This is a genomic window from Psychrobacter sp. 2Y5 (genome assembly GCF_051847375.1).
Taxonomy (GTDB): domain Bacteria; phylum Pseudomonadota; class Gammaproteobacteria; order Pseudomonadales; family Moraxellaceae; genus Psychrobacter.
On record NZ_JBPYDA010000002.1, the window covers coordinates 39,090 to 65,360 of the forward strand.

A 26,271-nucleotide genomic window follows, 5' to 3' on the forward strand; every position below is an offset into this window, starting at 1 on the left:
CACCCTACAAATCGTTTATTTCAAAAAATACTTAAGACTATTAACGAGCGCTTATATCAGGTACAGGACGCAGCTCTTCACCGGTGTATTCTGCACTTGGACGAATGATACGGTTATTAGCGCGTTGCTCAAAAACGTGAGACGCCCAACCAGTCAAGCGCGAACAGACAAAGATGGGTGTAAATAGTTTAGTCGGGATACCCATAAAGTGATAGGCGGAAGCATGGAAAAAGTCAGCATTACAGAATAATTTTTTCTCGCGCCACATGACTTCTTCGGCACGAACAGATACAGGATATAGCACAGTATCGCCAACATCGTCAGCTAATTTTTCCGCCCACCCTTTAATTACCACGTTACGTGGATCAGACTCGCTATAGATAGCATGACCAAAGCCCATGATCTTATCTTTACGTTCGAGCATGGCCATCATCTCTTTTTCGGCTTCATCAGGCGAGCTAAAGCCTTCGATCATATCCATTGCCGCTTCGTTCGCGCCGCCATGCAAATGACCACGCAGGGAGCCAATCGCACCTGTGATACAAGAGTGAATATCAGATAGGGTAGAAGCACAAACACGCGCAGTAAAGGTTGATGCATTGAACTCGTGCTCAGCATAAAGAATAAGCGAGACGTTCATCACCTTAGTATGTAGCTCGTTTGGTTTTTCACCCTTGAGCAAATGCAAGAAGTGACCACCAATCGTATCGTCATCAGTTTCAGTCTCGATACGCTCATTGTCGTGCGTAAAGCGATACCAGTAGTTAATGATAGATGGGAATACCGCAAGCATACGATCGGTCTTATCATTCTCTTGAGAGAAGTCAGTTTCCATCTCAAGGTTACCTAACATTGAGCAGCCGGTACGCAGTACATCCATCGGATGCGCGTCCGCGGGAATGCGCTCAAGTACGTCTTTTAATGGTTGTGGTAAACCGCGTAGTTTTTTGAGTTTGGCCTGATAGTCGTCAAGCTCGCTTTGGGTCGGCAAATTGCCATAAAGTAATAGATAGGCGACTTCTTCAAAGACGCACTTATCTGCAAGCTCTGAGACATCGTAACCGCGGTACGTCAGGCCAGAACCTGATTTACCTACGGTTGATAGAGCGGTCTTACCTGCAACTTGACCACGTAGGCCTGCGCCTGATAACTCTTTTTGTGCTGCCATGATTAAATTCCTTTTGGTGGCTTTTGGGTGGAACGAAACAACTTCACGAAAAATCATACTAATAGGGTGAACGGGTTTACTTTACTGAAAGCTCTATAGTTCTATAGCTCTATATCGATATTACAACGCTCAAATTCGGCATTGAGAGGCTTATTTATCACCTCCATAGCACTGCCAGCACCTTCAGCGTTATTGACTTCCATATACTTAGCGCCAAGCAGTGATTCCATAAAGGTCTGAATTTCAGCCATCTCCTCAGGGGTAGGATCAGGCATTGGCGTAGCGACTTGCTGGCCGTTCATAATAAGCAGCTGCTCATTACCGAAGTCTAGTAGCTTTTGACCCACATCCGAGGCATAAAACTCATTGAGTGACGCCAGCTCAGCATCACTAAACTTGCTTTTATAAAACGCATCGACCTCCGCCTTACCCAAGTCTTTGTCCCGAGCCTCGAGGCAGCTGATTTGCTCTTGATTCAGCTCACCATTGGTAAGTAGCGGTACAAATAACATCTGATCGACGGTATCTAGAGTTATCGTTGTCATGACTATCTCATCTGAATCAGTGCTAGCGCTAGTAGCGACCTCATCACTAGTAACGACAGCCGTATCATTGACAGTGTCGACTCCCTCTACAGCTTCAGTGGTGGAAGTATCATTACAGCCGCTAATAAATAACGCAGCAGCTAAGGTACAGCCTAATGAGACTTTGGGTAAGGTTTGCTTCTTAATATGAATAACAACTGACATAGAGACCCTAAAGTTTGGTGAATATCAACAGCTACATTACTTAATTACTTATTATCAGCAAACAATTTATCTAGTGTTTGCTCAAATTCATGATAGTTCAAAAAGTCGTATAGCTCCATGCGCGTCTGCATCGTATCGACAACCTTTTCTTGTGTGCCGTCGTCTAATAGGTGCTGATAGACATTAAGCGCCGCTTTATTCATTGCGCGAAACGCTGATAAAGGATACAGCACCATGTCGACACCGACGCTATATAGCTGCTCGGTCGTATACAGATCAGTCTGACCAAACTCTGTCATATTGGCAAGGACAGGAATGTCTAATACATCGGTAAACTTACGATACATCTCGATATCCGTCAAGGCTTCGGCGAAAATCATATCAGCGCCCGCCTCTTGAAAGGCGACTGCACGCTCAACCGCAGCATCCAAACCTTCAACCGATAAGGCATCAGTGCGCGCCATCACCACAAAGTCAGGATCGGTTTTGGCATCCATCGCCGCTTTTAGACGATCGACCATCTCTGAGATACTAACGATTTCCTTATTAGGACGGTGACCACAGCGCTTTTGTGCCACTTGGTCTTCGATATGTACCGCTGCTACGCCCGCTTTTTCCATTTTTTTGATGGTTTGCGAGATATTAAATGCGCCACCAAAACCCGTGTCGATGTCTACTAATAGGGGTGTATCAACAGCATCAGTGATACGGCGCGCATCTTCTAACACATTATCAAGACTAGTCATGCCCAAATCAGGTAAACCAAAAGAAGCATTCGCCACGCCAGCTCCAGAGAGATAAATGGCTTTATGACCGACTTGGGTGGCCATCATGGCAGTGTAAGCATTGATAGTGCCAGCGATTTGTAAAGGCAGGTCATTAGAGTTTTGTTGTTGCATTGCACTACGAAAGCGTGCGCCAGCTGATGAGCTCATGTGAGAATCCTTGCATAGAAGAGATGACTTAACTTAAAAAGTCTGATCATTAAGGGTTAAATATAAGGGTGCGATATGGTTTATTGCTTAAGAGTACACTCAATCACTGATATTGCAAAGTGAGAAATACAGCATATAGTTAATATATAATGAAATATTACTTTAAAATAATTAACATTATTTATTTTTTGAATAATTATATTCATATAATCGCTGATTACCTCATTGTAGTATTCAAATTACTTTACCGAGCAAAGTAATCGAACTGTTTACCGTTACATTTAGTTACAATTACATAGCTACTATCACTGTGGTTTTTTATGCCATAAATAAGGTCAAATGAGCTTTAACCAGTTTTTATAATAGTCAGCAAAAAAGCCCTTATAGCTAAGCTATGAGGGCTTTAAGTATTAAATAATAATTAGCAGTTATAAACAGCAACTAGTACTCAATCTCATTTGAGAACAGACTATCCAAGCAGACCAAACAGATTGGCCAAGAACAGTAGCGCAAAGCCACCTAAGAATAATAAACCGGCAATCGATAAGGCATTCATGCCAGTAGAGAGTTTTTGATGCTTACTCACTAAAGAGTAGTTCAACCAACCAAAGATAGGGGCGGAAACGAATGCGGAGATCATAGCGAACTTCAGCATAGAGCCAAGCTGACCCGTAAAAAAGGTAATAATCACTAAGCCACCGCCGATAGCGTAGGTCGTCCAAAAGGCGATTTGTTTTTTGCTGATCTCCCTTTGACCTTTGAGCAGTCGCCAACACTCAGCATTGGCACGGCCATAACCATCAGCGCAAGTAATCGTCGTGCCAAACATACACATAAAGGCGACAAAGGCGACCAATAGCCGCGACCAGTCGCCTATGGTATTGGTATACATACTGATCAGCTGGTTGATATACGCACCGCCAACCAGCTCAATCTCTTGGCCTGAGCCATACTGAACAAAAACGCCAAGCGATAAAAAAAACAACGCCAAGATAGCAGAAACCGCGTAGCCCACATTGAAGTCTAATAGTCCTTGACGATGGGTAGTATTATCCGTCTTTCTCTTCGCCGATGTCCACATCGAGGTAATGGCGGCAAACTCTAATGGCGCTGGCATCCAGCCCATTAGCGCGACGATGAAACCTAGAGTGGCTAGGTTCCAAGGCGAAGCAGCAACGAAGTCAGCCGTCATCACCGTAGGTTTACCGGCTGCGATAAGTACGGCAATGACTGTGGCGGCGGTCAGTGCAATCATAATCCACTTAGTCACGCCATCGAGCAATTTATAATGACCGGCAATCAAAAATAACCACGAGACTGCGACGATAATCAAAGACAAACTAATAGTCGACAGACCAATAGAGGCCGGGAACATAAACCCTAAAATCACCGCCGCTATCAAAGAGACCGCACCAGTACTAATGACCGCTGATAAGATCGAGAGAATAAAATAGATCCAAAGATAGCCTTTTGAGCGCTTGGCATAGCCAGCAATCAAACTCTCGCCGGTATCATAGACGTAGTCGGTGCCGAAGCGAAAAAACGGATACTTAAAGACATTGGCTAAGATAATCATAATAGCCAACTGCCAACCGTATATCGCGCCTGCCTGCGTCGATGAGATCAGATGCGAGCCGCCAATAGCGGCTGTTGCCATCAAGATACCTGGACCAAAAATTCGCCAACTAAAACCTGCGGGCGCGCGGCTAGCATCTTGGCTATTTATATCGGAGTTGTTTATTCGTTGTGTGGTCATAGATACCTCAGTTTACATCAGGCGACGAGCTATCACTGACCTGTGATAGCCGACCAATAAAGTTAAAAAATGTCATAACGAGCAATAATCGTTAGAAAGTATAGTCGATTGAAGTTTGTAGGGGCTTTTTTCGGTGACTTTAGCACAACTATGAGGTTTGCGAATAATAACTATTAGCTTACCTTAGACAAACTGCTGACGCCGGTAAGTGATACCGCGCTGCTCATAGATCTCATAGATAGCAATGAGTAGGTCAGATACTTTTGGGTGGGTAAAGTCTTTTAGCGTATGTAAATAAATAGGGGAGGTAACGTTTTCATGGATCAAACGCTGATAGCTGATTTGTTTAGTTCGCATCACTTGTAGACTTGCAGGCACTAAAGTGATGCCCTCTCCTGCAGCGACGAGGCCGAGCGCCACTTGTAGATCACTCACTTTACTGGTTCTAAGCGGGGTAATTCCGTGCTGGGCAAATAGGTATAACAGAGGCTCAGTGACTGAATCAGTGACTGAATTTGTAGCTGGTTTGGGACTTTGTTTTGCACTTTTACCTCGAGTGCTAATACTCGTATCGGTAGCAGTAGAGTCAGTATTCACTAAGCCGGGTAGATGGGTTTGGTGATAAAGAATCAAGCGGCTATTGGCTAAATCTAGCAAGCGTTGTTCCTTGACTTCAGCTAGTGGATGCGCCTTTGGCAGTGCTACGAGGTAACGCTCATGGCGCAGTAGTATTTGTTGTACCCAAGGATCTTGATGGGCAAAGCGCCCAAAACCCACGTCAATTTCACCAGATTTTAGCGCCTCTATCTGCTGATAAGAGCTGATATCCTTGAGATTAACTTCGATATCAGCGTTCTGCTGCTTAAAAGTAGCAATGACCTCAGGTAGTAGACCGTAAAGCACAGAGGGTACAAAGCCTATATTCAAGCCTTTGCTAGGTGCCGATAGGCGCTGGGTCATATGAGTAACGGCATCAAGCTCTATCAATAAAGCACTTATTTTGTCATAAAAAAACAGGCCTGCAGTCGTTAGCTGCAGTGGTCTGTGATAGCGATCAATTAAGGCGACATTCATATCTGTCTCTAGCTGCTTAAGTAACCGGCTAAGGCTTGGTTGCGACATTCCGGTAACTTTTGCAGCCGCACTAAAGCTTCGTAACTCAGCAATAGCAATAAAGGCATTAAGCTGTTTTAAATCCATGAAGACTCCTTCAAAACCTTATATTCATAAATGCAAATGCTACTGGTCAGGTTTTTGCTACCTTCAGTACTATTTCTGCTGGGCTATCGATATTGTTTGGTCAATAATGCGGCAATTGTTGGTTTAAGCGAATGATTGTCTATGGCGTTGATACCTATGTTAGAGCGCTTTTGTATGAAACAGCAATAGGCAATGTTGCAATAATACTTATAGCTTGAATCGGGGGCTGATTGGATATTGCCTTATGAATTATCGAGATAATAATCGTCATAACCACAGTCAGATGTCATCTGAGGAGAACGATATTAAACCTAGCATCAATAGTCGAAGCCTGAGTGTTTACGAGCAGTATCTCAAAAAAACGATGGCAAGTATCAATCAAGATCTGAATAAAAGTACAAATAACGCTGCTAACTACCCACAAAGCTCTTTAGAAGACTATACCCAAGACAATGGTCACCGGATGATTGCGACCAGCAGAACGGTAGTAGCCACTGATGAGAGCTCAAACAATAGTGCAAGGCTGCTGACAATTATTGGTGTGTCTTGTGCTTTATTGCTGCTAGCGTTAGTGATTATTTTATTTAGCGCTACTGACACCTTGATCGATCGCATTACAGCGGTTGACAGTCAGATGTCTGAGGTCAGTAACAATATATCAGTCATAGGTAAAGAAAACTCATTAGCGAATACTATCGCTATGGCACAAGAAAGAGCAACAAATGCCGCCAATGCTAGAGAATTAGCGCGAGTGAAACACAGTCTAAATAGCCTAGCCTTAAACGCTGAATTAGCAAAAACTGCCCCTGAAGCTAAAATGACGACTAGAGTACGCTCAATGCAACTTGGAGAGACCGACGTAGAGCCTACTATCAGTTACGACAGCTTCAAAGCAGAATCACAGAAAGTGGTGTACCGTGACAGCTCTTATTAGATTTTAATATTAAAAATAACTGCTTTATAAATGACAATTTGTCCTAACGGTAACTTATGAGGTGCTATACAGAGTAACTATATCTTCTTGAACCGTCTTAAAGTTTTCTGATAGCGATCATTAGTCTGCTAATGGTCTCTTTTTGCTGCCTGTAAAAAAAGCGACATTCGACCTAGATGTTTTTGGCATTATAGCTATATAATAATTATTCATGATATTGTCTACCGCCGTACTTTGAAGTAAGCGGCTGTGATGCGATCTAAGTAATCGGTTAATAGTTAAGTGTCTGAGTAGCTATGCAAAACTCTAATAACGATAGTGGCAATGAAGCATACGACGGTGTCGATAGGAGCTTAGCGCATAAGCTGTTGAGCGAAGAGGAGATGCAATATTTTGCCGGACAAAAAAAGAAAAAGAATACACTTTTAAGCTCAATATTCTCTAAACGTAGCGCAGCAACAACCGCATTAGACCAGCATGTAGATAAGCCTGCTGAAGCTGACACCCTATTATTGGAGCAAACCGAAAACAACGCTAACGATACCACTAAAAAGGGTAGTAAGTTAAAAATTATTGCTGCTAGCGTTGTTTTAATTTTGTTGGTAGTGATTGTCGTTATTTTTAGTCTAATGACCAGCAATAGCTCATCGACTAGCGGAGGAAACGTAGTGGCCGCTGAGGATAAACCCTCTATTGAAGAGAGCGTCGCCAATAACCATGCTACTGCGACACCTTCTAGCAGCTCAGATGAAGATAAACAAGTAATCCTGTCAGAGCAAAAGACCAATCAGGCTAGTGATACTAATGAAAATAAAATTTCGGACGCTACTGTTCAAAATACTAGCGCTAGTATGGATAGTAAAAAAAGCAAAGATCAGTCAGTCACTAAGCCGCCCTCAACACCCAACCAAGAAGTAGCTAATGGGCAAGTTTTACAGAATGAGGAGTCCGCTAGCGTCAGCTATGAAGACTTCGCCAAGGAAGCACAAACTACCTTGTATCGTGAGAGTGATTACTAATAGAGCTTGTTTAGATAGGTTAACAGTAATGGTTGAATGCTTAGCTATCAGTAGTGCCTTTTTGTTAATGTTCAGCACATGCCAAGGCGCTCAAGTCAATCACCCGCTGACAAAGCCGATTAACAAGCGCCGCATCATGACTGACGACCAGAATGCCAACCTCACTATGCGCACAGCTCTCTAGCACCGCATGCCAAATCTGCGCTTGCGTAATCGCATCAAGCATGGTTGTCATCTCGTCAGCAATGAGGAACTTCGTCTTTGGCCCAAGCGCTCTTGCCACACAGAACCGCTGCAGTTCGCCTCCTGATAGCTCCCTCGGAAAGCGCGTAAACCACTCCTCTTCAATCCCTAATAAATCTAACAATTCTTTATTAGGTTCCCAACCTTCATTAAGCACTTTCCACATTTTCCAGCGTGGGTTCACCGCTTTTTCAGGATGTTGAAACACCAATTGCACCGGATGATAAGCTTCTTTAGAGATAGCTGACCCATTTAGCGTAACGCTTACTCCTACGGGATTTTCATAACCGGATAAAATACGACAAAGGGTGGTTTTACCTGAGCCGCTGGGTCCAACGAGCCCAACGATTTCGCCCGATTCTATCGTTATATTTACTCCTCGAAATAACCAAGGTCCATCATCGTAGCGAAATCCAATATTTTTGGCTTCAAGTTGCATGCAGACACCTTACTTTTCCTTCACGAAGATCTCGCATGTCTGGCTGTACTTCGCTACAGTCAGGTATCATAAGCGTACAGCGCGGCGCAAATAAGCAACCGGGCGAAAGGCCAGTTGGCTTAGGCTGCGAACCTGCAATGGGAATAAAATCGTTTTGTGGTAAGGCACGCCATAATGCTTTGCTATAAGGATGACGCAGTCTGTTACCGTCTCCTGTAAAATCTTCTACTGATGCCACTTCAAGCGTCGTCCCTGCATAAAAAACAGCAATCCGATCGGCGATTTGTAAGGCCGCTTCAATGTCGTGGGTAATGAACATAATGGTGCGCCCCTCATCAGCCAGGTTTCGAAAGCTCTGTAGTGCCTCTTTGATGATTACAGGATCAAGTCCAGGTGTCGGTTCATCGGCAATAATAAGCTTGGCATCTCTGACAATGGCAGTCGAGAGCAAGGTTCTGCGCGCCATGCCACCAGAGAGCTCGAAAGGATACATATCTTCAACCTCTGGGCCTAGATGGAGTCGCTTAAATACTTCTCTTTGAGCCGCAATTGTCGCCTTATCATTCATAGGCGACCTGACTTGCTTGCCTACACGCATAAGTGGGTTAAGAAAATTAACGGATTGCGGAATCAAAGCAATCTCACTGGCGCGTAATGATTCTTGCCGCTTAGCCGTCAATGCTTCCCCTTTATATTTGATGGTGCCACTCACATTCGCATTCGCTGGCAAAATACCTAAAATTGAATGCGCGAGTAAACTCTTTCCCGAACCACTCGCTCCCACGATGGCTAGTATTTCACCTTTTTTTACACTCACGTCTAAACCTGAGACGACAGTGAGCTCTCTTTGTTTTAACCCGCTCATATATTGGTTAAACGATATCGATAAATCTTTTACTTCTAAAGTCGACATCTATTTCTCCCTTTTTTACTGGTTTGCTTCTGTAGGATCGAGCAATTTTCTTAAGTTTTCACCAATGGTCTCAAACGTGCGCACCACGATAAGCAAGGACACTCCGGGGAAAAAGGCCAACCACCAAAGATTTGATGATAAATATCTCATCGACTCTGATAAAATAATACCGATCGCTGGTTCATGAGGCGATAAGCCTAATCCTAAAAACGTCACGGATGCTTCGTGCAAGATAACGTGCGGGAACATGAGCATAAATCCCACTAACAGCTGCGGGATAAGATGCGGGAAGATATGATTAGTCGCAATCCACCACTGCGATTTTCCCATTTGCTGCGAGACTTGCACGTAGTCCGCAGAGCGTATTTGCATGACTTCGGCTCTAATCACCCGTGCCAGACTTGGCCAGTGCGTCAATATCAAACCAACCACGATGCCTTTAAAACCGCCGCCTAGCATAAATGAGATGAGAATCAGCGTTACCAAATGCGGCACACTCAAAAACAGGTCAATAACCCACGTAATCACGCGATCGGTCATACGGCCCATTGTTGCGGCTGCCATACCTAGCACGAGCGCTATAAAAGCGCTGCCTACTGCGCCGAGCAATCCTACTCCGATACTTAGCTTCAAACCCTTAATCGTGCGTGCAAACATATCTCGGCCCAGCCAATCGGTGCCAAAGAGATGCTCGAGTGAAGGAGACAGGTTACGATCAGTTAAATTGCTGGCAATTTTGCCTTCATCTATAACAATGCCGCCAAGTATGACACTGGCTAGGAATATACTGGCAACTATAATAGTCAGCAGCGTGCGCTGTCTGAGATTGAGTCCAAAGCGTTTAAAGCGCTTATGGTTTTTATTGGTCATGTTGCTTGGTTTACTTTGGCTATTTGGGCTACTTGGCATCATAGCATTCTACTTTCCCTCGTCCTCGGATCGACGAGGTAGTAAATCAGATCGGCAATTAAATTGCCCGCAAAGACAAAGATGGTGCTAAATAAAACGATGCCTAATAACAGTGGCACGTCTCCCCGTAAACCTGCGTCTATCGTTGCTTTTCCAAGTCCTGGATAAGAAAAGACTTGCTCGGCAAGAATAGCGCCGCCAAATAACTCACTAAACGCAGCGAACTGTAGGGTAACTGCGGGTAAAGCAATATTGCGTAGGCCATGCCTCCAAAACAAAGAAAAACCTTTTTCACCGCGAGCCCTTGCAAATAAGACGTAGTCGCTTGATAGCACCTCAATGAGCTTTTGACGGGTATGCAGTGCCACGTTGGCAACGCCGACAATACTGAGTGTTAATGCCGGAAGCACAAGGTGTTTTACTCGATCTAAAAACACCACATCCTCCGCTAAAACTCCTGCTGGCACTCCTAAACCGATCGGAAACCAGCCAAGCCATACCGCGAAAATAATAAGCACCAACAGTCCCATCCAAAAAGTAGGGGTGGAGGCTAGGGTATAGCAGTACCATTGAATAGCGCGATCAATCCAGGTGCCATTTTTCATAGCGGCAACGACACCAAGCACAAATCCCATCACCCCAGATAACGTCCATGCTACTATCATAAGCGCTAAGGAGCTTATAAAACGCTCACCGATAACCTCACTAACCGGACGCCGATAAATCATTGAGGTACCCAAATCGCCTTGCAGTACCGCCGCCGCCCAATTCGCATACTGCACCAAAACAGGTTTATTAAGTCCCCAATATTCCGCTATTTGCTGACGCTGCTCAGGTCCTACATTTAGCATATCCGCGCCGATGTAAGCTTGCACAGGATCAATAGGGGAGTTCTTCATCAGGATAAATGAGATAAAGCTAATGGCAACTAATAATGATGCCATTCTTAGACCTTTGTACAAAAAGTAAGTACTAACTTTACCTCCCATATTTTTTTGCACATTACTTACTCCATGTCCAATCTACGATATTGTCAGTCGCAGGCCAACCGTGTCCATGGACATGGATTCTTTGCTTACCAATATCGAGATTGTCTTTCATCAGGTATAAGTGGTCAATATTAACCAGCCAGACCCAAGCCGCGTCACCTTTACCGCTAAGTCCTGTCGTTCCATCCCACTGCGCTTTTTTCCAATACTCAAGTGCTTCTCTTTCACTCTTTGCTTGTAGCGCTTGTTTAAAATATTTATCTACGCTTTTATTGCTGTAGAAGCCTGTATTATTGAAATCAACTCCCGCATTTTCACTACCATAAATATTGATCAGCTCATAAGGATTATGGCTACCCCAGCCCATTAACACCGCGTTAGAATGCATTTTTTTGCCGATACTATCCCAGCTGCCGCCCTCAATATTAATATGAATACCTAAGGGCTTTATCATATCGGCAACGGCAATGGCAAGCGACTGCCTGATAACGTCATTGGCCGGATAATAAAGGGTAAACTTGGCATCTAGGTCGTCCTTTTCAAGCACGCTGTCGCCATTGGTATCTTCCCAGCCTGCATCGGCTAGCATCTTACGAGCGCCATCCATGTTTGCATCATCGACCACGGTTTCTGGATTCCACCATGGCAAACCATCGACCGAGGTATAAGCCGGCGAACCATAGCCTTCTAACACCCCTTCGATTAACGCTTCACGGTCTACTGCAATATCGATAGCGTGACGAATCGCTGGATCAGCGGTGACGTCGTTGCCAATGGGCAAACCTTCTTCTGTCATTTTGCCTGACTTAACGTAAGGAAAGGCAATGCCGCGGTTATCCACCGTTTCGACTGATTCAAGCTTCATGCCAGGTACTTTTTGGTGACTAAAAGCGGCCGGCAGATAGGTAATATCAACCGTCCCTGCTTGCGCTGCTGCAAAGGCGGCGTCTTCACTTAAGAACACAAACGTTAACTTCTTAAAATAAGGGTGCTTGTCATAGTACTCAGGATTAGCCTCTACAATAAGCTGCTGCCCTTTATCCCACTGCACTAATTGAAACGGCCCTGAGCCGACAGGGTTTTCGGCATAATTATCATCATAAGCATGCGCTGGCACGATCCCTGTAGCCACTAAGCTGTTAGCAAAAGTGGATTGTGGGGTTTTCAAGGTGAACTGCACGCTGGTCTCATCAAGCGCTTCTACTTTTTCTAGGATGTTTAAATCAACCACTGACGCACTTTGCATCGCTTGCTCAAAAGTAAACGTCACATCTTTCACTAAAGTCATTACCCGCATGAATACGGTGCGCCATTATGGTCCTCTGCGTGTTCAAAGACCATTTTATCCGGAAGGCCGTGATGGCTGCTGTCATGTGTATCTCTTGCATCCGCCGGGCGGTATTGCCAGTGGCGATTCGCTCAATATCGATGTGACGGTCACTGATAATGCCACTACCTTATTAACGACGCCAGCTGCCAATAAGTTGTATCGAGCAGATAGTAATCATGTGGCGTGGAGCCAACATACTCATCTAAAGGTGACTAATGATTCTGTTCTAGAATGGCTACCGCAGGAGACAATAGCCTTCGATGGTTCTCTTGGGAAGCAAACCGTTCTGATAGATTTGGATGAGAGCTCTAAGTGTCTGGGCTGGGAAATTATGGGGTTAGGTCGTCCTGCCAGCGATTTACCTTTTGCTAGTGGTAAGCTTGAACAACATTTTTGCCTCACTCAAAACGGCCAACCGCTATGGATAGAAAAGCAAGTCATTGACCCAAATCATCCCCGCTTCATGGGTATGTGGGGGCAGGGCGGTGCGAGCGTTCATGCCACTATGTGGGTCGTGGGTTTGAATAATCCTGATGAGGTGGTTGAGCAGTTACACGCGACTTTACTGACGGCGACCGAAGCGGCTTATCCTTCCTTTCAAAGCGCAGCCACGCAGTGGGCAGTGATCTATCGGCGCGGCGTGTTACTCATACGTTATTTAGGGTCAGAGCGTAACGATGTCTGGGCGTTGTTTCAACAAGTGCGCAATATCGTTCGGCCGCATTTGATAGGGCTTAAAGCGACAACGCCTCGTATTTGGCTTACTTAAAAAGCTGCTTTTGACTCATATAATAAAAACTTAAAGCAGGTTCTAAACATCTTTTAAACACCAGTCGCAATAAATAATAAGTTGTAATAATCATAATAAACAGTCACGACAAGAGGAATAACTAATGGAATTGACCCCAAGAGATAAAGATAAGCTGATGTTGTTTACCGCCGCTTTATTAGCAGAGCGCCGTAAAGCCAAAGGTATTAAGCTAAACTATCCAGAATCTGTCGCTCTCATCAGCGCATTTATCATGGAGGGCGCACGTGAGGGTCGAACGGTGGCTGACATGATGAGCGCCGGCCGTGAAGTGCTAACACGTGACGATGTTATGGAAGGCGTCGCTGAGATGGTAGAGAGCGTACAGGTCGAAGCTACCTTTCCTGATGGTACTAAACTGGTCACCGTCCATAATCCCATCGTATAAGGAGATACGCTATGATGATACCTGGCGAGTATAAATTAAAAGAAAACGATATTGAGCTGTTTGCCGATCGTGAAGTGATTACGATTGAAGTGGCCAATATAGGCGATAGACCCATTCAAGTGGGCTCACATTATCATTTTGCTGAAGTCAATTATGCCTTAGAGTTTGACCGCAAAAAAGCGTATGGTCGTCGTTTGGCAGTACCTGCTGGCACGGCGATTCGGTTTGAACCGGGTCAAAAGCGCGAAGTGTCTCTGATTCCGTATTCTGGCGCTCGGATTATCTATGGGTTTCATGGCGATGTTATGGGGCCTTTGGATAAAGAGAGTGCTGATAATAAAGCTGATAGCGGTAAAAAAACAAACAAAAATAGCGGCGAGGAGTAGTCATGAAAATTTCACGCGATGCTTATGCAAATATGTACGGGCCTACCACAGGGGACAGAATACGCTTAGGGGATACCGAGCTGTGGATAGAGATTGAAAAAGACTACACGCATTATGGCGAAGAGGTCATATTTGGCGGCGGTAAAGTCATTCGTGATGGTATGGGACAAAGCCAGCGCTGTGATGAGGCCGTGATGGATACAGTAATTACCAATGCAATCATTGTCGATTGGTGGGGTATTGTCAAAGCCGATATCGGCCTAAAAAACGGTCGTATCGCCGCCATTGGTAAAGCCGGTAACCCTGATACTCAGCCTGATGTCGATATTGTGATTGGCCCAGGCACAGAAATTATCGCCGGTGAAGGTCAGATTTTGACTGCAGGCGGGGTGGATACCCACGTTCATTATATTTGCCCGCAGCAAGTAGATGAGGCTTTGATGAGTGGTCTGACCACCATGATTGGTGGCGGCACGGGGCCTGCAACCGGTTCGGTCGCGACCACGCAAACGCCTGGTCCTTGGCATTTAGGCAAAATGATGCAAGCAGTGGATGAGTTGCCTATCAATATTGGGTTTTTGGGTAAAGGTAGTGCCAGTCAACCTGAAGCGTTAGAGCAACAAGTCAAAGCAGGTGCTATGAGTCTTAAAGTTCATGAAGACTGGGCGGCGACTCCTGCGGCTATTAGTTGTGCTTTAGACGTGGCTGATAAGTATGATATCCAAGTCGCGCTACATGCCGATAGCTTAAATGAGTCTGGATTTGTCAAAGAGACGCTCGATGCCTGTAAAGATCGTTCCATACACTCGTATCATACCGAAGGCGCAGGCGGTGGTCACGCTCCCGATATTATTGTCGCATGCGGTGAGCCTAACGTGTTACCGTCCTCGACCAATCCCACACGGCCTTATACTATCAACACCGTTGATGAGCATTTAGATATGCTGATGGAGTGCCATAACTTAGACCCAAATATCCCTGAAGATGTCGCTTTTGCGGACTCACGCATTCGCCGCGAGACTATTGCTGCCGAAGATATCCTCCAAGACTTGGGCGCCATCTCTATGCTGTCGTCAGATTCGCAAGCGATGGGCCGCATTGGGGAGGTGGTATGCCGCGCTTGGCAAACCGCGCATAAGATGAAAATTCAGCGCGGACTCTTGCCAGAAGATAAAGAGCTTGGCGCTGATAACTTTCGGGTGAAGCGCTATATTGCCAAATATACCATCAACCCTGCTATTACCCACGGTATTGCCCATGAGGTTGGTTCGATAGAAGTTGGCAAACTAGCTGACTTGGTGATGTGGAAAACCGGATTCTTTGGCGTTAAACCCTCGATTATATTAAAGGGCGGTATGATAGCAGGGGCGGCGATGGGTGATCCTAATGCTGCTATCTCTACGCCGCAGCCAGTACATTACCGACGTATGTTTGGCGCATTAGGTAAAGCGGTATCAGCCACGCGGGTCACCTTTATCAGTCAGGCGGCTGCCAACACAGGCCTAGAAGAAAAGCTAGGTCTTATGAGCCGGCTTGAGCCTTGTAAAAATGTACGTCAAATGCGCAAAAAAAACATGAAGCTAAACGATTATTGCCCTGATATCTCAGTAGATCCTGAAACCTATGAGGTGCACGCAGATGGTGAGCTATTAACATGTGAGCCTTTATCGATAGTACCCTTAGCACAGCGCTACCACTTATTTTAGGACGTTTTATGCTTGAGTTTATACAAAGATTAGATCACGCTGTAGATGCTGATAATCAGAATCTACAGCAGGCAGCCACCGACACCTTAACCTTGCCTTATGAGCTGCGAGTGCGCGGTCGTTTACGCGCGGTCACTGACAAGGGACAAGAGGTAGGCTTATTTTTAGAGCGTGGACCAGTACTACATCATGGTAGTTTGCTCAAGGCCAAAACAGGCGAGATTATTGAAGTATTGGCAGCTGATGAAGCAGTGACGACAGCCTATATTGACAATGGTTTACCTCTTGCACGGTTGTGCTATCACTTAGGTAATCGTCATGTACCTTTAGCCATAGGTTATGACAATACTGACGATAATGATACTAATGAAGGTCGCTATTGGGTGCGCTTTGCACCTGATCATGTGTTAGAAGAGTTAGCCCAGCTTCTTGGCGCTACGTTAACGCACCATCAAGCGCCTTTTGATCCTGAATCTGGCGCTTATGCCAACACGGATAAGGGTAAGTTTTTAGGCCATAGCCACGCTCAGAACCATAACCACAATCATGGACATCATCATGAGCACTGATCCCCTTAAACAAGGCTCATTAGCAGACACGCTAGCCACCCCAATAGACGACTTGAGTTTATTAGGTCTTATGCAATTGGTCAGTCCTGCACTACCTATTGGCGCATTTGCTTGGTCACAAGGGCTTGAGAGCGCCTTTGAGCTAGAGTGGGTGACTAATGAAGCGCAATTAGCCTTTTGGCTCGAAGGCGTATTAGAAGATGGGCTGACTCGTTGCGAGCTTCCGGTATTGGTGCGCCTGATGCAAGCTTGGCAAGATGCAGACAGACAGCAGCTGCTGCACTGGAATGAGTGGCTACAAGCCAACTGTGAGAGTGCTGAGCTTAGCGATGAAGACTTGCGACTAGGACTTGCTTTGATCCGTTTATTAAATAGTCTGGACTTGCAGCCCAATATAGAAGAAGGCGAGGCGCAATTCCCAAAAGATGCTACTTATCTGACGGCCTTTGCATGGACGGCACATAAGCGCGGCGTCCCTGTCCGTTTGAGCCTACTAGGCTTTGCTTGGGCTTGGCTTGAGAACCAATTGGCTGTCGCTTGTAAGGCGATGCCTCTTGGGCAAACTGCCGCTCAGCGCATCAACGAGAAGCTGCGAGCGCAATTGGTATATGCTGTGGATACAGCCTTATCACTCACTGACGATGAGCTAGGGCCAATATTACCGGGTGTGGCATTGGGCAGCGCGTTACATGAAACTCAGTACTCAAGATTATTCAGAAGTTAATATTCAAAATAGAATATAAACTATATTTTAGTTTTAAAATTAACAATACTTTAAAGGAATTTATATATGACACAGTGTTTAAGAGTAGGCGTGGGCGGTCCTGTTGGCTCAGGAAAAACGGCATTATTACGCCAGTTGTGTAGTGCGCTAAAGGACGACTATAACTTAGCCGTAGTCACCAACGATATCTACACTAGAGAAGATGCGGACTTTTTATTAAAACATGATGCGCTACCTGCCGATCGTATTATTGGGGTTGAAACTGGCGGCTGTCCACACACCGCCATTCGTGAAGATGCCTCAATGAATTTGGCGGCGATTGATGACTTACAAGAGCGTCATCCAGGTTTAGAGTTGGTATTGGTTGAATCCGGCGGTGATAACTTAGCGGCGACCTTTAGCCCTGAATTGTCAGATTTGACTATTTATGTCATTGACGTGGCAGCGGGTGATAAAATCCCGCGTAAAGGTGGCCCGGGTATTACCAAGTCAGATCTATTAATTATTAATAAGATAGACATTGCCGAATCGGTGCATGCGTCATTGGACGTTATGGAGCGTGATTCTAAAAAAATGCGCGGCGATAGACCTTTTATTTTTGCTAACTTGTATGATGGTGTAGGCGTAGAAGAAATTATTGATTTTATTATAGAGCGCGGTATGTTGGCAGATCGTCGTCAAAAGGCGACAGATACCGCCTAAGTCACTATTTTTTCAATAGTTTATGTTGATGTTAAAAAGACTACAGCTTAGCGTTGTGGTCTTTTTTTATATGTCATAGTGTTGACTGAATTTAAAAATGATACCGTGTGTTTAGGATGCTGATTAATAGCTTAAAGTCCGCCTAATTCATAGAGCCTTATCTTTAAAGGAATATCAATGATAACCAACGATCGCATAGATAACAACCAAGCAAAGATTGAGATCTACCAAGCCGATGATGGACAAGCAGCGATAGAGATTCGTTTAGAACACGATACTTTATGGCTGTCACAAGCTCAATTAGCAGAGTTGTTTGGGAAAGATACGGATACTATCAGTCTGCACCTAAAAAACATCTATAACGAAGGCGAGCTCGACCAAGAAGCAACTACCGAGGAATCCTCGGTAGTTCGACAAGAAGGTAAGCGCCAAGTGCGCCGAAAAATTCGTTTTTATAATCTAGATGCGATTATCTCTGTAGGCTACCGGGTTAATTCTAAAAAAGGTACTCAGTTTCGTATTTGGGCCACTCAGCGTCTGCGTGAATATCTAGCACAAGGGTACACGCTAAATGAACAAAGGTTTGATAAAAACTCTAGTGAATTGCAGCAAGCACTGGCTTTGATTAAAAAAACTGCTCTAAGCCCTGAATTAAAAACTGACGAAGGTCGTGGATTGATTGAGATTATCAGCCGTTATACCCAGACCTTTTTATGGCTGCAACGCTACGACGAAGGCTTGCTTGATGACCCTGCAGGGCAATCTGGCGGTACTTTGCCGACCACAGATGAAGCAATGACCGCATTAAACGACCTAAAATCACAGCTAATGGCGCGCGGTGAGGCCACTGAGCTATTTGCTAAACCTCGCGGTGACGGTTTGGATAGTGTACTAGGTAACTTACAGCAAAGCGTATTTGGCGAACCTGCGTACCCAACGATTGAAAGTAAAGCGGCGCACTTATTGTATTTTATGGTCAAAAACCATCCTTTCACCGATGGTAATAAACGCAGCGGCGCTTTTTTGTTCGTTGATTTTTTGCATCGTAATAGCAGATTGCTCAATGATGGGGGCGATATGGTCATTAATAATACCGGACTTGCTGCTTTAACCTTGCTAGTAGCAGAATCAGATCCCAATCAAAAAGAGACGCTGATTAAACTGATTATGAATATGTTATCGCTTGAGAGTTAAAAAACCGACTAAGCTTCAAGCAAAATAAGCACTGCTTTAAATACTAGAACAACATTATTAAATCAATGGATGAGTTCTAAAAGCGATTTAAGAATGATAAGTCAAACACTAGACCGAGCCGTACTCTAATACAGTATATTTAACATAATATACATTATGCGAAAACAAACCAACGGCTTTTGCATACGCTTTAAGTAAATACTAACTATTGATGTCGCTATTAATGTTTGATTTACTATTGCCAGTATTATAATAAAATAAGTTACGGTTTTTAATTTTCTGCTACGCTAAGGATGTCGTTATGAGCAAACTGTCTAATTCTTTATCACTAATAATTACTGCAGCTATCTCATTAGTTATAGTTGGCTGTCAGTCTGCTACTAATTCGCAAAACAGCTCCGCACAACATAACGCAGCTATCAACACTCCTGTGATCCATAATCAAAACTCTACGTCAGCACCGGCGCAGACGCTTGAACAACAGGCTCTACGTATTCAACAAGCTTTGGCTAATGGCAGCTATGCTAGCATTAAGAATGATATTCATCCGATACGCGGCGTACGCTTCTCAATGTATGCTTATGTGCGCCCAGAGTCTGATAAATCCTTTAGCCGTACTCAATTTGCTCAATATTTGCAAAAGTCTGACATTCGCTTAACTTGGGGCGAAAAAGACGGCACAGGCGATCCACTCATCACAACTTTGCCTGACTATTTGCAGACTTGGGTTAACGCAGAGGTTTTTGATGAAAATGCCACTATGACTGTTAACGATAGCCAAGCTACAGGTAATAGTATTGATAATTTAAGTAAAATATATCAAAACGCCGATTATGTTGAGTTTTATAAAGATGGTAGCGAACAATACGGTGGTATGGACTGGCGTGCTATGCGTTTGGTATTTGATGAGTATCAAGGTAAGCGCTATTTAGTCGCTATTATCTCTGATCAGTGGACGGTTTAAGGTATTAATTTAAGTTGACTGATAACGATTAAAAAAGGGCATTACACTACCCTTTTTGGTTATTAGTAAGTTATATTCATATTTAGTTATGTATCATAGTGGCGACTGCCGAAAAAACTTCTCCATAATGTCATAAATATCAGGATAAGCATCAATCAGCTTTTGCGGGGTCTCAAAAAACACTTCACTGAGTACCGCCAAAAACTCCGCCGGATTGGTTGCGCCATAACGATCTAAGCCAGATTTGCGATGGGTTTGAAAGTCTTCAAAGTCGCGGCTCATAATGGTGGTCCAGCGTTCAGGATCCATATCCGGCTGCAGCGGCGGAAATCCGTTAGCACGGCCGTTGAGCATGTCGAGCTTATGTACAAACTCATGAATGACCACATTATGCCCGTCGCGTTCGCCGGAGTGCTTGGCATCTTTCCATGACAAAATAACAGGCCCGCGCTGCCACGCCTCTCCGCTACGGTGTTGACTACCTTCGTGGACGATGCCAAATTCATCAACGCTTTTGGCATCGCTTTTGTATGAGCCTGGATAGATGATGATAGATGACCAGCCCGCATACCACTCTAAGCTTAAACTTAAGATAGGTAGACAGGCTTGCAGCGCAATCGACTGTCTAACGGCATCGGTAATCTCAAAACCTTGCGCGCCCGTGATAGATTTACTATCTAGGAATAAGGTTGCCAATTCAAACAAGCGCTCCATTTCTTCTTCATTCAATCTATCGAGGATGACAATACGCTTAGCAGCGCGCTGCCAATCATCTCGAGTAAAATCGCTATTATCGAGTACTCGCTGCTCTCGCCATTCTTTTATCATTTCAAACATATTTTTGCCTTGCATTGGTTCAATTTGTTATATCAATTAAACCACATTTATCGTATCAATTTGCTACATAATCGTAGCCGTTAAAACAAGGTAAGTGTCGTGATATGCTAAAGTATGCTTATGATACCTATAATAGCCAACAACTCATATCAAGGATGAAGACATGCTAGAGTTTCAAACCAATAAAGCCGACCTAACCCAATCCCGAATAGTCGAAACGCCCAAAGCTACTATCAAAGATGGTGAAGTGCTCGTCAAAGTCGATCGATTTGCTTTTACCGCCAATAATATTACTTATGCGGTGATGGGCGATCAGCTGCGCTACTGGCAGTTCTTTGCGCCTAACGGCAGAAACGCAGAACAATGGGGCATCATTCCTGTATGGGGCTTTGCGGATGTGACCGAGTCCAATAGCGATGCTATTCCCGTTGGCGATAGACTCTTTGGCTACTTCCCGCCTGCCAATGAGCTTGTGATAAAACCTGTTCGGATTACACCTTCAAGCTTGATGGATGGTAGCGACCATCGCGCCGAATTGCCGCCAAGCTACAACCTCTATCAGCGTGTCAATCACGAGACGGACTATGACCGCACTCATGACAACCTGCGCATGTTACTTGCTGTACTGCATCTCACCGCGTTTTGTATACAAGAGATGTTAAAGAGCAATGACTGGTATGGCGCTGAGCAAGTGGTCATAATCAGCGCGTCAAGCAAGACCAGTATTGGGCTCGCTTATGGACTTGACGAGGACGAAGACGCGCCTGCGGTTATCGGGCTCACCTCAACTCGTAACGTGGACTTTGTAAGTTCGATTGATACTTATGATAATGTCTTAAGCTATAACGATCTTGAGCAGCTTGATGCTAGCAAACCTACCGTCATCGTCGATATGTCTGCTAACTTTGCGGTACTAAGTCGATTGCATAGCCACTTAGGCGCTAATATGCGCTTCACAATCAATGTCGGACTGACCCATTGGGATGAACCTCGTCAAATGGATGGTATTATTAAGGAGCGTAGCGAACAGTTCTTTGCGCCAAGTTATATTCAAAAGCTAATGAAAGAATTAGGCACTGAGGAATTTAACAAACGCACTGGACAATACATAATGCAGTGCGCTGCAAAGACTAGTAACTGGCTAAAAGTCAGAGAACTAGACGGGATTGAAGGTCTATCAGAAGTTTATGAAGACGTTTGTGCGGGTAATATTCCAGCGAATGAGGGTTTGGTGGTAGTGATGTGATTAAATACTGACAATCTGACTTGAATTATTTTTTACTATACAGGACTAATAATTAGCTTCAACAGGTCATAAACCAAGCTTAAAATATGAAAGAAAAGCGAATAAAAACAAAATATTAATGTCGAACCTCTGTTGTGTATTACCCTAAAGACGCGCTATAGTCTTAAGTCATATAGGGAGAGTTATTGTGTTCATCATAACTTTAAACTTTACCAAGGATGCGTGAGGTATTTATGACTAAAGAAGCGACTCAGAAACAGAGCCAAAATCAGAACCAGACACAATCTCAAAGCCAAACAAAAAAAACCTTGGAGAAGCGTCCTTGTTTCGATGAGCTAAAAGATGCCAAAGGTAAGTATCGCCCTGTTGCCCAAGCGGTCGGCGACTGGCTTGATGATACGAGCATGGATGCGATTAATCATCTTAATGAACAAGCCGAAAACATCTTTTATCGTAAAGGTGTCACCTTTACCGTCTATAGTGATGCCAAAAATATCGAGCGGATGATTCCTTTTGACATCGTGCCCCGTATCATCTCTGCTAGCGAATGGCAGCTCATAGAAGCAGGCTGTAAGCAGCGTATCACCGCATTGAATGCTTTTTTGCACGATATTTACCACGACCAAGCGATAATGAAAGCCGATATCGTACCTGCCAGCTACGTCTATGCTAGCGGCTGCTATGAGCCGTGGATGATGGGGATTGAGCTCGATAAACCGATTTATTCGCACATTAGCGGTATTGATTTGATTCGTGATGAAGAGGGTAGATTTTGTGTATTAGAAGACAATCTACGTACGCCTTCTGGCGTCTCTTATATGCTTGAGAGCCGTACTATCTCTGAAACCCTCCTCGCCGATTTATTTGCGCATACGCCGGTATTGGGCATCAGTGATTATCCTAAACGCCTGAAGAAATGTCTGGCTAGCTCGATCAGCAAATACGACCCACAAATCGTCATCTTAACCCCAGGACGCTTTAACAGTGCTTATTATGAGCATGCGTTTTTGGCGCATGAGATGAATGTACCACTCGTTCACGGTTATGATTTGGTTGTTGAAGATAGTAAAGTCTATATGCAAAGCATTCGCGGCAAAGTGCAAGTAGATATCATCTACCGCCGAATCGACGACCCTTTTATTGACCCGCTTGCCTTCCAATCAGACTCTATTTTAGGCGTTTCAGGACTAATGAGTGCTTACCGCGCCGGTAATGTGGTCATTGTGAATGCGCCAGGTACGGGCGTCGCTGATGACAAAAGTCTCTATCCTTTTGTGCCGGACATGATTAAGTTTTATCTCAATGAAGAGCCTATACTACCAAATATAGAAACTTATCAATGCCGCAAGCCTGATGAACTCGCTTATGTGCTGGATAATCTCGATAAATTAGTCGTCAAAGAAACCCAAGGCTCGGGCGGCTACGGGATGCTGATTGGTCCGACCTCTAGCAAGCAAGAGATTAGCGACTATCGTAAGCGCTTGCTTGAAAACCCAGCAGGCTTTATCGCCCAGCCTACCATTTCCCTATCTACCAATCCTACCGCTGTCATCGACGGTATCGCCCCGCGTCATATTGATTTGCGTCCGTTCATACTCAGTCATGGCGATGGCTCAGTCGACATCGTACCAGGCGGCCTCACTCGAGTAGCTATGGTGGAAGGCTCGTTAGTGGTCAACTCCTCTCAAGGAGGCGGCATTAAAGACACTTGGGTTGTCGATGATGATAAATTAAACCAACCTCACACCAGTAAAACCCATGTAAATAAAACGGCTGATAGAGCTGACCTATCAAGCGTAGAGAATAGCGCTGTCAATCATGCCAGCTACTATAATCGCGCGCAGCCAACTGAAGCAGGGTTTGCCGATTTAGACGACGCGCCAATGATCTTGCTGCTATCCACCGGTAGCTATTTAATTTGGCTCGGTCGTTATAGTGAGCGCTTATATTACTATGACAGCATCATGAAACAGCTGATCAATGGTGATATTAAAAAATCACAGGTTCAGCACCTCATTCATAACTTAGGCTTTAGTGCAGATACCAGCGACTCGCTAAAAGTCATGAAATCGCAGATGCTCAATGAGTTGGAGCAAAATATAATTCCAAGCGTGGTCACCTCTATCGAGACCAACGTACAAGAAGCAAAAGGCGTCATCGGTAAAGACACCGCAGAGCTGTATAACCTGATTAAGCGTCTGTCCAATGCTGGCACTTACCGCGCGGCAACGCTGCAGCTGTATGCCTGTAACGCAGCGATGAAGCAAGAACATCCAACCGTGACCTGCTTTTGGCAATTGGGCCGCTACTTTGAGCAGCTTGAGCGCGCAGTCTTACTCGGTGAAGATACTAGCGAAATCAGCCTACAATTTAAATACTGGATTAACCAGCTCCCTGAAAACACTCGCTGGCGTGAGCTGACGCGTTTGACCAATCAGATGATTCGCTCAAAGCAGTTTAGCGACTTTAAGATGATCAGCCGTGAGTTCAATATCATTTTGCAGCAAGGGGTTTAAGCTCATAAGTAACCTTAATAAAAGTGATAAACAGAATAATACGAGGACATTATGAAACTACAAATCAGTCATCAGACCAATTACTATTATGGCGAGCAAGCGCAGCGCAGTGTGCAATACATCCGTATGACTCCGATGCAGCTGCCACATCAAGTGATTCACCGTTGGGATGTGCTACTGCCTAAAGTCGCAGTTAGTCAAAAAGACGGCTTCGGCAATGAATGGCTCACCCTTAGCCGTAATGAGACCCATGATAACTTGCAAATGCAAGCCTCTGGTATTGTTGAGATTAACCCCGATACCGAGCGGCTTGAGGATATGGACAATGTACCCTATCTGCTATTTACCGTCCAGAGTCCATTAACCAAATGCTCTGAGGAGATGCGCGAGTTTGCTGCGCCTTTCTTAAAAACCCCTACCCTCGATAGTTTAAAGAAAATGGCTAATGCGCTAATCATGACCATGCCTTTTGTCAAAAACGTTACCCATGTCGGTACTACAGCTGCTGAGGCCTTTAACATGGCGGGCGGCGTCTGTCAGGATCATACCCATGTGTTTTTGAGCTTACTACGCGACCAGCAAATCCCTGCACGCTACGTCTCAGGCTACTTGTATGATGATACCGAGAACCATATGGCCAGCCACGCATGGGCGGAAGCTTATATAGATGGCTTTTGGTACACTTTTGATATATCAAACCAAGCGTTCCAGCCAAACTCACACGTGTATGTCGCTATTGGCCGTGACTACTTAGATACTGCGCCCGTACGCGGCGTCAGAATAGGTGGTGGTTACGAAAATCTTTACAGTCAAGTACTAGTCACGCGGCTATCATAGCCCTCACTACTTTATATACTTTTAGGATACTCATGACTTACTGCGCCGCTATTCGTCTTAGAGACGGTCTAATATTCGCTAGTGATACGCGTACCAATGCGGGAGTCGATCACATCTCTACCTTCCGTAAGCTTTACCAATATGGCGTTGAAGGTGAGCGCTTTATGGTGCTACAAACCGCCGGCAGCTTAGCCACGTCGCAAGCGGTATTTAATAAGCTACAAAACGATATCGATCAGCGCGCCGAGAGCAATATCAATACCGTAGCGACTTTATTTGACGCTGCGCAAATGGTGGGCGAATGCATGCGTAATGTAATGGCGCATGCGCAAACGGTGGCCAACGATGATAATAGCAGCACCTTTACCAGCTCTTTTTTGCTTGGCGGTCAAATAAAGGGCCAAGAGCCTGAGCTCTATATGATCTACCCTGAAGGCAACTTTATAAAAGCCACAGAAGACACGCCCTTCTTTCAATTAGGCGAGATCAAATACGGTAAGCCTGTTTTAGATCGTTCGGTCGATTACGACACCGATATCAATCATGCCACCCAAGCGCTGATGCTATCATTCGACTCGACCATTCACTCCAATTTATCTGTGGGTATGCCGATAGACTTTTTGATCTATCAAAACGATAGCTTAACCCTGCCCAAAGGCCGCCGTATCGAAGCCGACGACGAGCACTTTAATAAGATTAGCCGTCATTGGTCTGAGGCGCTGCGTAATACTTTGGTAGAGCTGCCTGCTTGCCCTGATGATTATTGGGGCTAATACTCAATCTTTTTATTTAGAGTTAGAATTTATAGAA

Annotated in this window: 25 protein-coding genes and 1 pseudogene; 15 read left to right on the forward strand and 11 right to left on the reverse strand. The window is 44.8% G+C overall.

Translation table 11 applies throughout. The annotated features are described in order from the left end of the window. Positions 1 to 40: 40 nt before the first annotated feature. From prpC to ACS8E3_RS02150, 5 genes are all read right to left on the reverse strand, one after another. The gene (prpC, locus tag ACS8E3_RS02130) at positions 41 to 1,168 is read right to left on the reverse strand and encodes a bifunctional 2-methylcitrate synthase/citrate synthase (RefSeq protein ID WP_439240753.1); all 1,128 of its coding nucleotides are present in this window, start codon (positions 1,166 to 1,168) and stop codon (positions 41 to 43) included. Positions 1,169 to 1,269: 101 nt separating this feature from the next. Continuing rightward, on the reverse strand, positions 1,270 to 1,917 hold the full coding sequence (locus ACS8E3_RS02135; protein WP_439240755.1) for a DUF2059 domain-containing protein: 648 nt from the start codon (positions 1,915 to 1,917) through the stop codon (positions 1,270 to 1,272). Between the two features lie 44 nt (positions 1,918 to 1,961). Further along, entirely contained in the window at positions 1,962 to 2,852 is an 891-nt protein-coding gene (gene prpB / locus ACS8E3_RS02140) for a methylisocitrate lyase (RefSeq protein ID WP_439240757.1), read from the reverse strand. A gap of 469 nt (positions 2,853 to 3,321) precedes the next feature. Then, positions 3,322 to 4,608, reverse strand: a complete 1,287-nt coding sequence (locus tag ACS8E3_RS02145) for an NRAMP family divalent metal transporter (RefSeq protein WP_439240759.1) — start codon at positions 4,606 to 4,608, stop codon at positions 3,322 to 3,324. Between the two features lie 183 nt (positions 4,609 to 4,791). Beyond that, positions 4,792 to 5,808, reverse strand: a complete 1,017-nt coding sequence (locus tag ACS8E3_RS02150) for a LysR family transcriptional regulator (protein WP_439240761.1) — start codon at positions 5,806 to 5,808, stop codon at positions 4,792 to 4,794. 244 nt (positions 5,809 to 6,052) lie between these two features. Between ACS8E3_RS02150 and ACS8E3_RS02155 the strand changes: the two genes are divergently transcribed. Together ACS8E3_RS02155 and ACS8E3_RS02160 are read left to right on the forward strand one after the other, a co-directional pair. Next, a complete protein-coding gene (locus ACS8E3_RS02155) occupies positions 6,053 to 6,742 on the forward strand; it encodes a hypothetical protein (RefSeq protein ID WP_439240763.1) in 690 nt (229 codons plus the stop codon). Positions 6,743 to 7,038: 296 nt separating this feature from the next. Beyond that, the gene (locus tag ACS8E3_RS02160; protein WP_439240764.1) at positions 7,039 to 7,761 is read left to right on the forward strand and encodes a hypothetical protein; all 723 of its coding nucleotides are present in this window, start codon (positions 7,039 to 7,041) and stop codon (positions 7,759 to 7,761) included. A 64-nt stretch (positions 7,762 to 7,825) separates the two neighbouring features. On the opposite strand, the gene ACS8E3_RS02165 is transcribed toward ACS8E3_RS02160, so the two are convergent. From ACS8E3_RS02165 to ACS8E3_RS02185, 5 genes are all read right to left on the reverse strand, one after another. Beyond that, a complete protein-coding gene (locus tag ACS8E3_RS02165; protein WP_439240766.1) occupies positions 7,826 to 8,443 on the reverse strand; it encodes an ABC transporter ATP-binding protein in 618 nt (205 codons plus the stop codon). Beyond that, positions 8,433 to 9,260 (reverse strand): ABC transporter ATP-binding protein, encoded by an 828-nt coding sequence (locus tag ACS8E3_RS02170; protein ID WP_439240768.1) that lies wholly within the window; start codon positions 9,258 to 9,260, stop codon positions 8,433 to 8,435. The genes ACS8E3_RS02165 and ACS8E3_RS02170 overlap by 11 nt, the downstream gene beginning before the upstream one ends. 111 nt (positions 9,261 to 9,371) lie before the next feature. Continuing rightward, positions 9,372 to 10,268, reverse strand: a complete 897-nt coding sequence (locus tag ACS8E3_RS02175) for an ABC transporter permease (protein WP_439240770.1) — start codon at positions 10,266 to 10,268, stop codon at positions 9,372 to 9,374. Next, positions 10,265 to 11,209 carry an ABC transporter permease gene (locus ACS8E3_RS02180; protein WP_439240772.1) on the reverse strand — a complete coding sequence of 315 codons (945 nt, stop codon included), beginning with the start codon at positions 11,207 to 11,209 and terminating at the stop codon, positions 10,265 to 10,267. The genes ACS8E3_RS02175 and ACS8E3_RS02180 overlap by 4 nt, the downstream gene beginning before the upstream one ends. Positions 11,210 to 11,267: 58 nt before the next feature. After that, on the reverse strand, positions 11,268 to 12,551 hold the full coding sequence (locus ACS8E3_RS02185; protein WP_439240774.1) for an ABC transporter substrate-binding protein: 1,284 nt from the start codon (positions 12,549 to 12,551) through the stop codon (positions 11,268 to 11,270). On the opposite strand from ACS8E3_RS02185, the pseudogene ACS8E3_RS02190 reads away from it, so the two are divergent. The 9 genes and pseudogenes from ACS8E3_RS02190 to ACS8E3_RS02230 form a co-directional block, all read left to right on the forward strand. Then, positions 12,541 to 13,353: pseudogene (locus ACS8E3_RS02190) on the forward strand (urease accessory protein UreD); the annotation flags it as partial. The gene ACS8E3_RS02185 and the pseudogene ACS8E3_RS02190 sit on opposite strands and share 11 nt — an antisense overlap. A 124-nt stretch (positions 13,354 to 13,477) precedes the next feature. Next, positions 13,478 to 13,780: an urease subunit gamma gene (ureA, locus tag ACS8E3_RS02195; RefSeq protein WP_439240776.1), complete on the forward strand. Its 303-nt coding sequence runs from the start codon at positions 13,478 to 13,480 to the stop codon at positions 13,778 to 13,780. Between the two features lie 14 nt (positions 13,781 to 13,794). Then, complete coding sequence (locus ACS8E3_RS02200; protein WP_439241325.1) at positions 13,795 to 14,166, forward strand: urease subunit beta; 372 nt, start codon at positions 13,795 to 13,797, stop codon at positions 14,164 to 14,166. A gap of 2 nt (positions 14,167 to 14,168) precedes the next feature. Beyond that, positions 14,169 to 15,872 (forward strand): urease subunit alpha, encoded by a 1,704-nt coding sequence (gene ureC, locus ACS8E3_RS02205; protein ID WP_439240778.1) that lies wholly within the window; start codon positions 14,169 to 14,171, stop codon positions 15,870 to 15,872. A gap of 8 nt (positions 15,873 to 15,880) precedes the next feature. Next, positions 15,881 to 16,441 carry an urease accessory protein UreE gene (gene ureE, locus ACS8E3_RS02210; protein ID WP_439240780.1) on the forward strand — a complete coding sequence of 187 codons (561 nt, stop codon included), beginning with the start codon at positions 15,881 to 15,883 and terminating at the stop codon, positions 16,439 to 16,441. Beyond that, on the forward strand, positions 16,431 to 17,165 hold the full coding sequence (locus ACS8E3_RS02215; protein WP_439240782.1) for an urease accessory protein UreF: 735 nt from the start codon (positions 16,431 to 16,433) through the stop codon (positions 17,163 to 17,165). The genes ureE and ACS8E3_RS02215 overlap by 11 nt, the downstream gene beginning before the upstream one ends. Before the next feature lie 66 nt (positions 17,166 to 17,231). Continuing rightward, complete coding sequence (ureG, locus tag ACS8E3_RS02220) at positions 17,232 to 17,867, forward strand: urease accessory protein UreG (RefSeq protein ID WP_439240784.1); 636 nt, start codon at positions 17,232 to 17,234, stop codon at positions 17,865 to 17,867. A gap of 177 nt (positions 17,868 to 18,044) precedes the next feature. Further along, a complete protein-coding gene (rhuM, locus tag ACS8E3_RS02225; RefSeq protein WP_439240786.1) occupies positions 18,045 to 19,061 on the forward strand; it encodes a RhuM family protein in 1,017 nt (338 codons plus the stop codon). Between the two features lie 301 nt (positions 19,062 to 19,362). Further along, entirely contained in the window at positions 19,363 to 20,025 is a 663-nt protein-coding gene (locus ACS8E3_RS02230; protein WP_439240788.1) for a hypothetical protein, read from the forward strand. Between the two features lie 93 nt (positions 20,026 to 20,118). On the opposite strand, the gene ACS8E3_RS02235 is transcribed toward ACS8E3_RS02230, so the two are convergent. Further along, entirely contained in the window at positions 20,119 to 20,862 is a 744-nt protein-coding gene (locus ACS8E3_RS02235) for a M90 family metallopeptidase (RefSeq protein WP_439240790.1), read from the reverse strand. Between the two features lie 163 nt (positions 20,863 to 21,025). Here ACS8E3_RS02235 and ACS8E3_RS02240 point away from each other — a divergent pair, with 163 nt between their 5' ends. The 4 genes from ACS8E3_RS02240 to ACS8E3_RS02255 all read left to right on the forward strand — a co-directional run bounded on the left by ACS8E3_RS02240 (position 21,026) and on the right by ACS8E3_RS02255 (position 26,234). Next, positions 21,026 to 22,108, forward strand: a complete 1,083-nt coding sequence (locus tag ACS8E3_RS02240; protein WP_439240792.1) for a DUF2855 family protein — start codon at positions 21,026 to 21,028, stop codon at positions 22,106 to 22,108. 233 nt (positions 22,109 to 22,341) lie between these two features. After that, positions 22,342 to 24,624, forward strand: a complete 2,283-nt coding sequence (locus ACS8E3_RS02245) for a circularly permuted type 2 ATP-grasp protein (protein WP_439240794.1) — start codon at positions 22,342 to 22,344, stop codon at positions 24,622 to 24,624. A 51-nt stretch (positions 24,625 to 24,675) separates the two neighbouring features. Further along, positions 24,676 to 25,461, forward strand: coding sequence for a transglutaminase family protein (locus tag ACS8E3_RS02250; RefSeq protein ID WP_439240796.1), 786 nt, complete (start codon positions 24,676 to 24,678; stop codon positions 25,459 to 25,461). A gap of 32 nt (positions 25,462 to 25,493) precedes the next feature. Beyond that, positions 25,494 to 26,234 carry a peptidase gene (locus ACS8E3_RS02255; RefSeq protein ID WP_439240798.1) on the forward strand — a complete coding sequence of 247 codons (741 nt, stop codon included), beginning with the start codon at positions 25,494 to 25,496 and terminating at the stop codon, positions 26,232 to 26,234. Positions 26,235 to 26,271 lie beyond the last annotated feature (37 nt).

Excerpts from the sequence above, each read along its gene's own strand:
- ACS8E3_RS02155 (WP_439240763.1), top strand. The coding sequence starts at position 6,053 with ATGAATTATCGAGATAATAATCGTCATAACCACAGTCAGATGTCATCT.
- ACS8E3_RS02180 (WP_439240772.1), bottom strand. The coding sequence starts at position 11,209 with ATGGCATCATTATTAGTTGCCATTAGCTTTATCTCATTTATCCTGATG.
- ACS8E3_RS02145 (WP_439240759.1), bottom strand. The coding sequence starts at position 4,608 with ATGACCACACAACGAATAAACAACTCCGATATAAATAGCCAAGATGCT.
- ACS8E3_RS02255 (WP_439240798.1), top strand. The coding sequence starts at position 25,494 with ATGACTTACTGCGCCGCTATTCGTCTTAGAGACGGTCTAATATTCGCT.
- ACS8E3_RS02135 (WP_439240755.1), bottom strand. The coding sequence starts at position 1,917 with ATGTCAGTTGTTATTCATATTAAGAAGCAAACCTTACCCAAAGTCTCA.
- ACS8E3_RS02150 (WP_439240761.1), bottom strand. The coding sequence starts at position 5,808 with ATGGATTTAAAACAGCTTAATGCCTTTATTGCTATTGCTGAGTTACGA.
- ACS8E3_RS02215 (WP_439240782.1), top strand. The coding sequence starts at position 16,431 with ATGAGCACTGATCCCCTTAAACAAGGCTCATTAGCAGACACGCTAGCC.
- ACS8E3_RS02235 (WP_439240790.1), bottom strand. The coding sequence starts at position 20,862 with ATGTTTGAAATGATAAAAGAATGGCGAGAGCAGCGAGTACTCGATAAT.
- prpB (WP_439240757.1), bottom strand. The coding sequence starts at position 2,852 with ATGAGCTCATCAGCTGGCGCACGCTTTCGTAGTGCAATGCAACAACAA.
- prpC (WP_439240753.1), bottom strand. The coding sequence starts at position 1,168 with ATGGCAGCACAAAAAGAGTTATCAGGCGCAGGCCTACGTGGTCAAGTT.
- ureE (WP_439240780.1), top strand. The coding sequence starts at position 15,881 with ATGCTTGAGTTTATACAAAGATTAGATCACGCTGTAGATGCTGATAAT.
- ACS8E3_RS02250 (WP_439240796.1), top strand. The coding sequence starts at position 24,676 with ATGAAACTACAAATCAGTCATCAGACCAATTACTATTATGGCGAGCAA.
- ACS8E3_RS02240 (WP_439240792.1), top strand. The coding sequence starts at position 21,026 with ATGCTAGAGTTTCAAACCAATAAAGCCGACCTAACCCAATCCCGAATA.
- ACS8E3_RS02165 (WP_439240766.1), bottom strand. The coding sequence starts at position 8,443 with ATGCAACTTGAAGCCAAAAATATTGGATTTCGCTACGATGATGGACCT.
- rhuM (WP_439240786.1), top strand. The coding sequence starts at position 18,045 with ATGATAACCAACGATCGCATAGATAACAACCAAGCAAAGATTGAGATC.
- ACS8E3_RS02245 (WP_439240794.1), top strand. The coding sequence starts at position 22,342 with ATGACTAAAGAAGCGACTCAGAAACAGAGCCAAAATCAGAACCAGACA.
- ACS8E3_RS02200 (WP_439241325.1), top strand. The coding sequence starts at position 13,795 with ATGATACCTGGCGAGTATAAATTAAAAGAAAACGATATTGAGCTGTTT.
- ACS8E3_RS02185 (WP_439240774.1), bottom strand. The coding sequence starts at position 12,551 with ATGCGGGTAATGACTTTAGTGAAAGATGTGACGTTTACTTTTGAGCAA.
- ureC (WP_439240778.1), top strand. The coding sequence starts at position 14,169 with ATGAAAATTTCACGCGATGCTTATGCAAATATGTACGGGCCTACCACA.
- ureA (WP_439240776.1), top strand. The coding sequence starts at position 13,478 with ATGGAATTGACCCCAAGAGATAAAGATAAGCTGATGTTGTTTACCGCC.
- ACS8E3_RS02175 (WP_439240770.1), bottom strand. The coding sequence starts at position 10,268 with ATGATGCCAAGTAGCCCAAATAGCCAAAGTAAACCAAGCAACATGACC.
- ureG (WP_439240784.1), top strand. The coding sequence starts at position 17,232 with ATGACACAGTGTTTAAGAGTAGGCGTGGGCGGTCCTGTTGGCTCAGGA.
- ACS8E3_RS02160 (WP_439240764.1), top strand. The coding sequence starts at position 7,039 with ATGCAAAACTCTAATAACGATAGTGGCAATGAAGCATACGACGGTGTC.
- ACS8E3_RS02230 (WP_439240788.1), top strand. The coding sequence starts at position 19,363 with ATGAGCAAACTGTCTAATTCTTTATCACTAATAATTACTGCAGCTATC.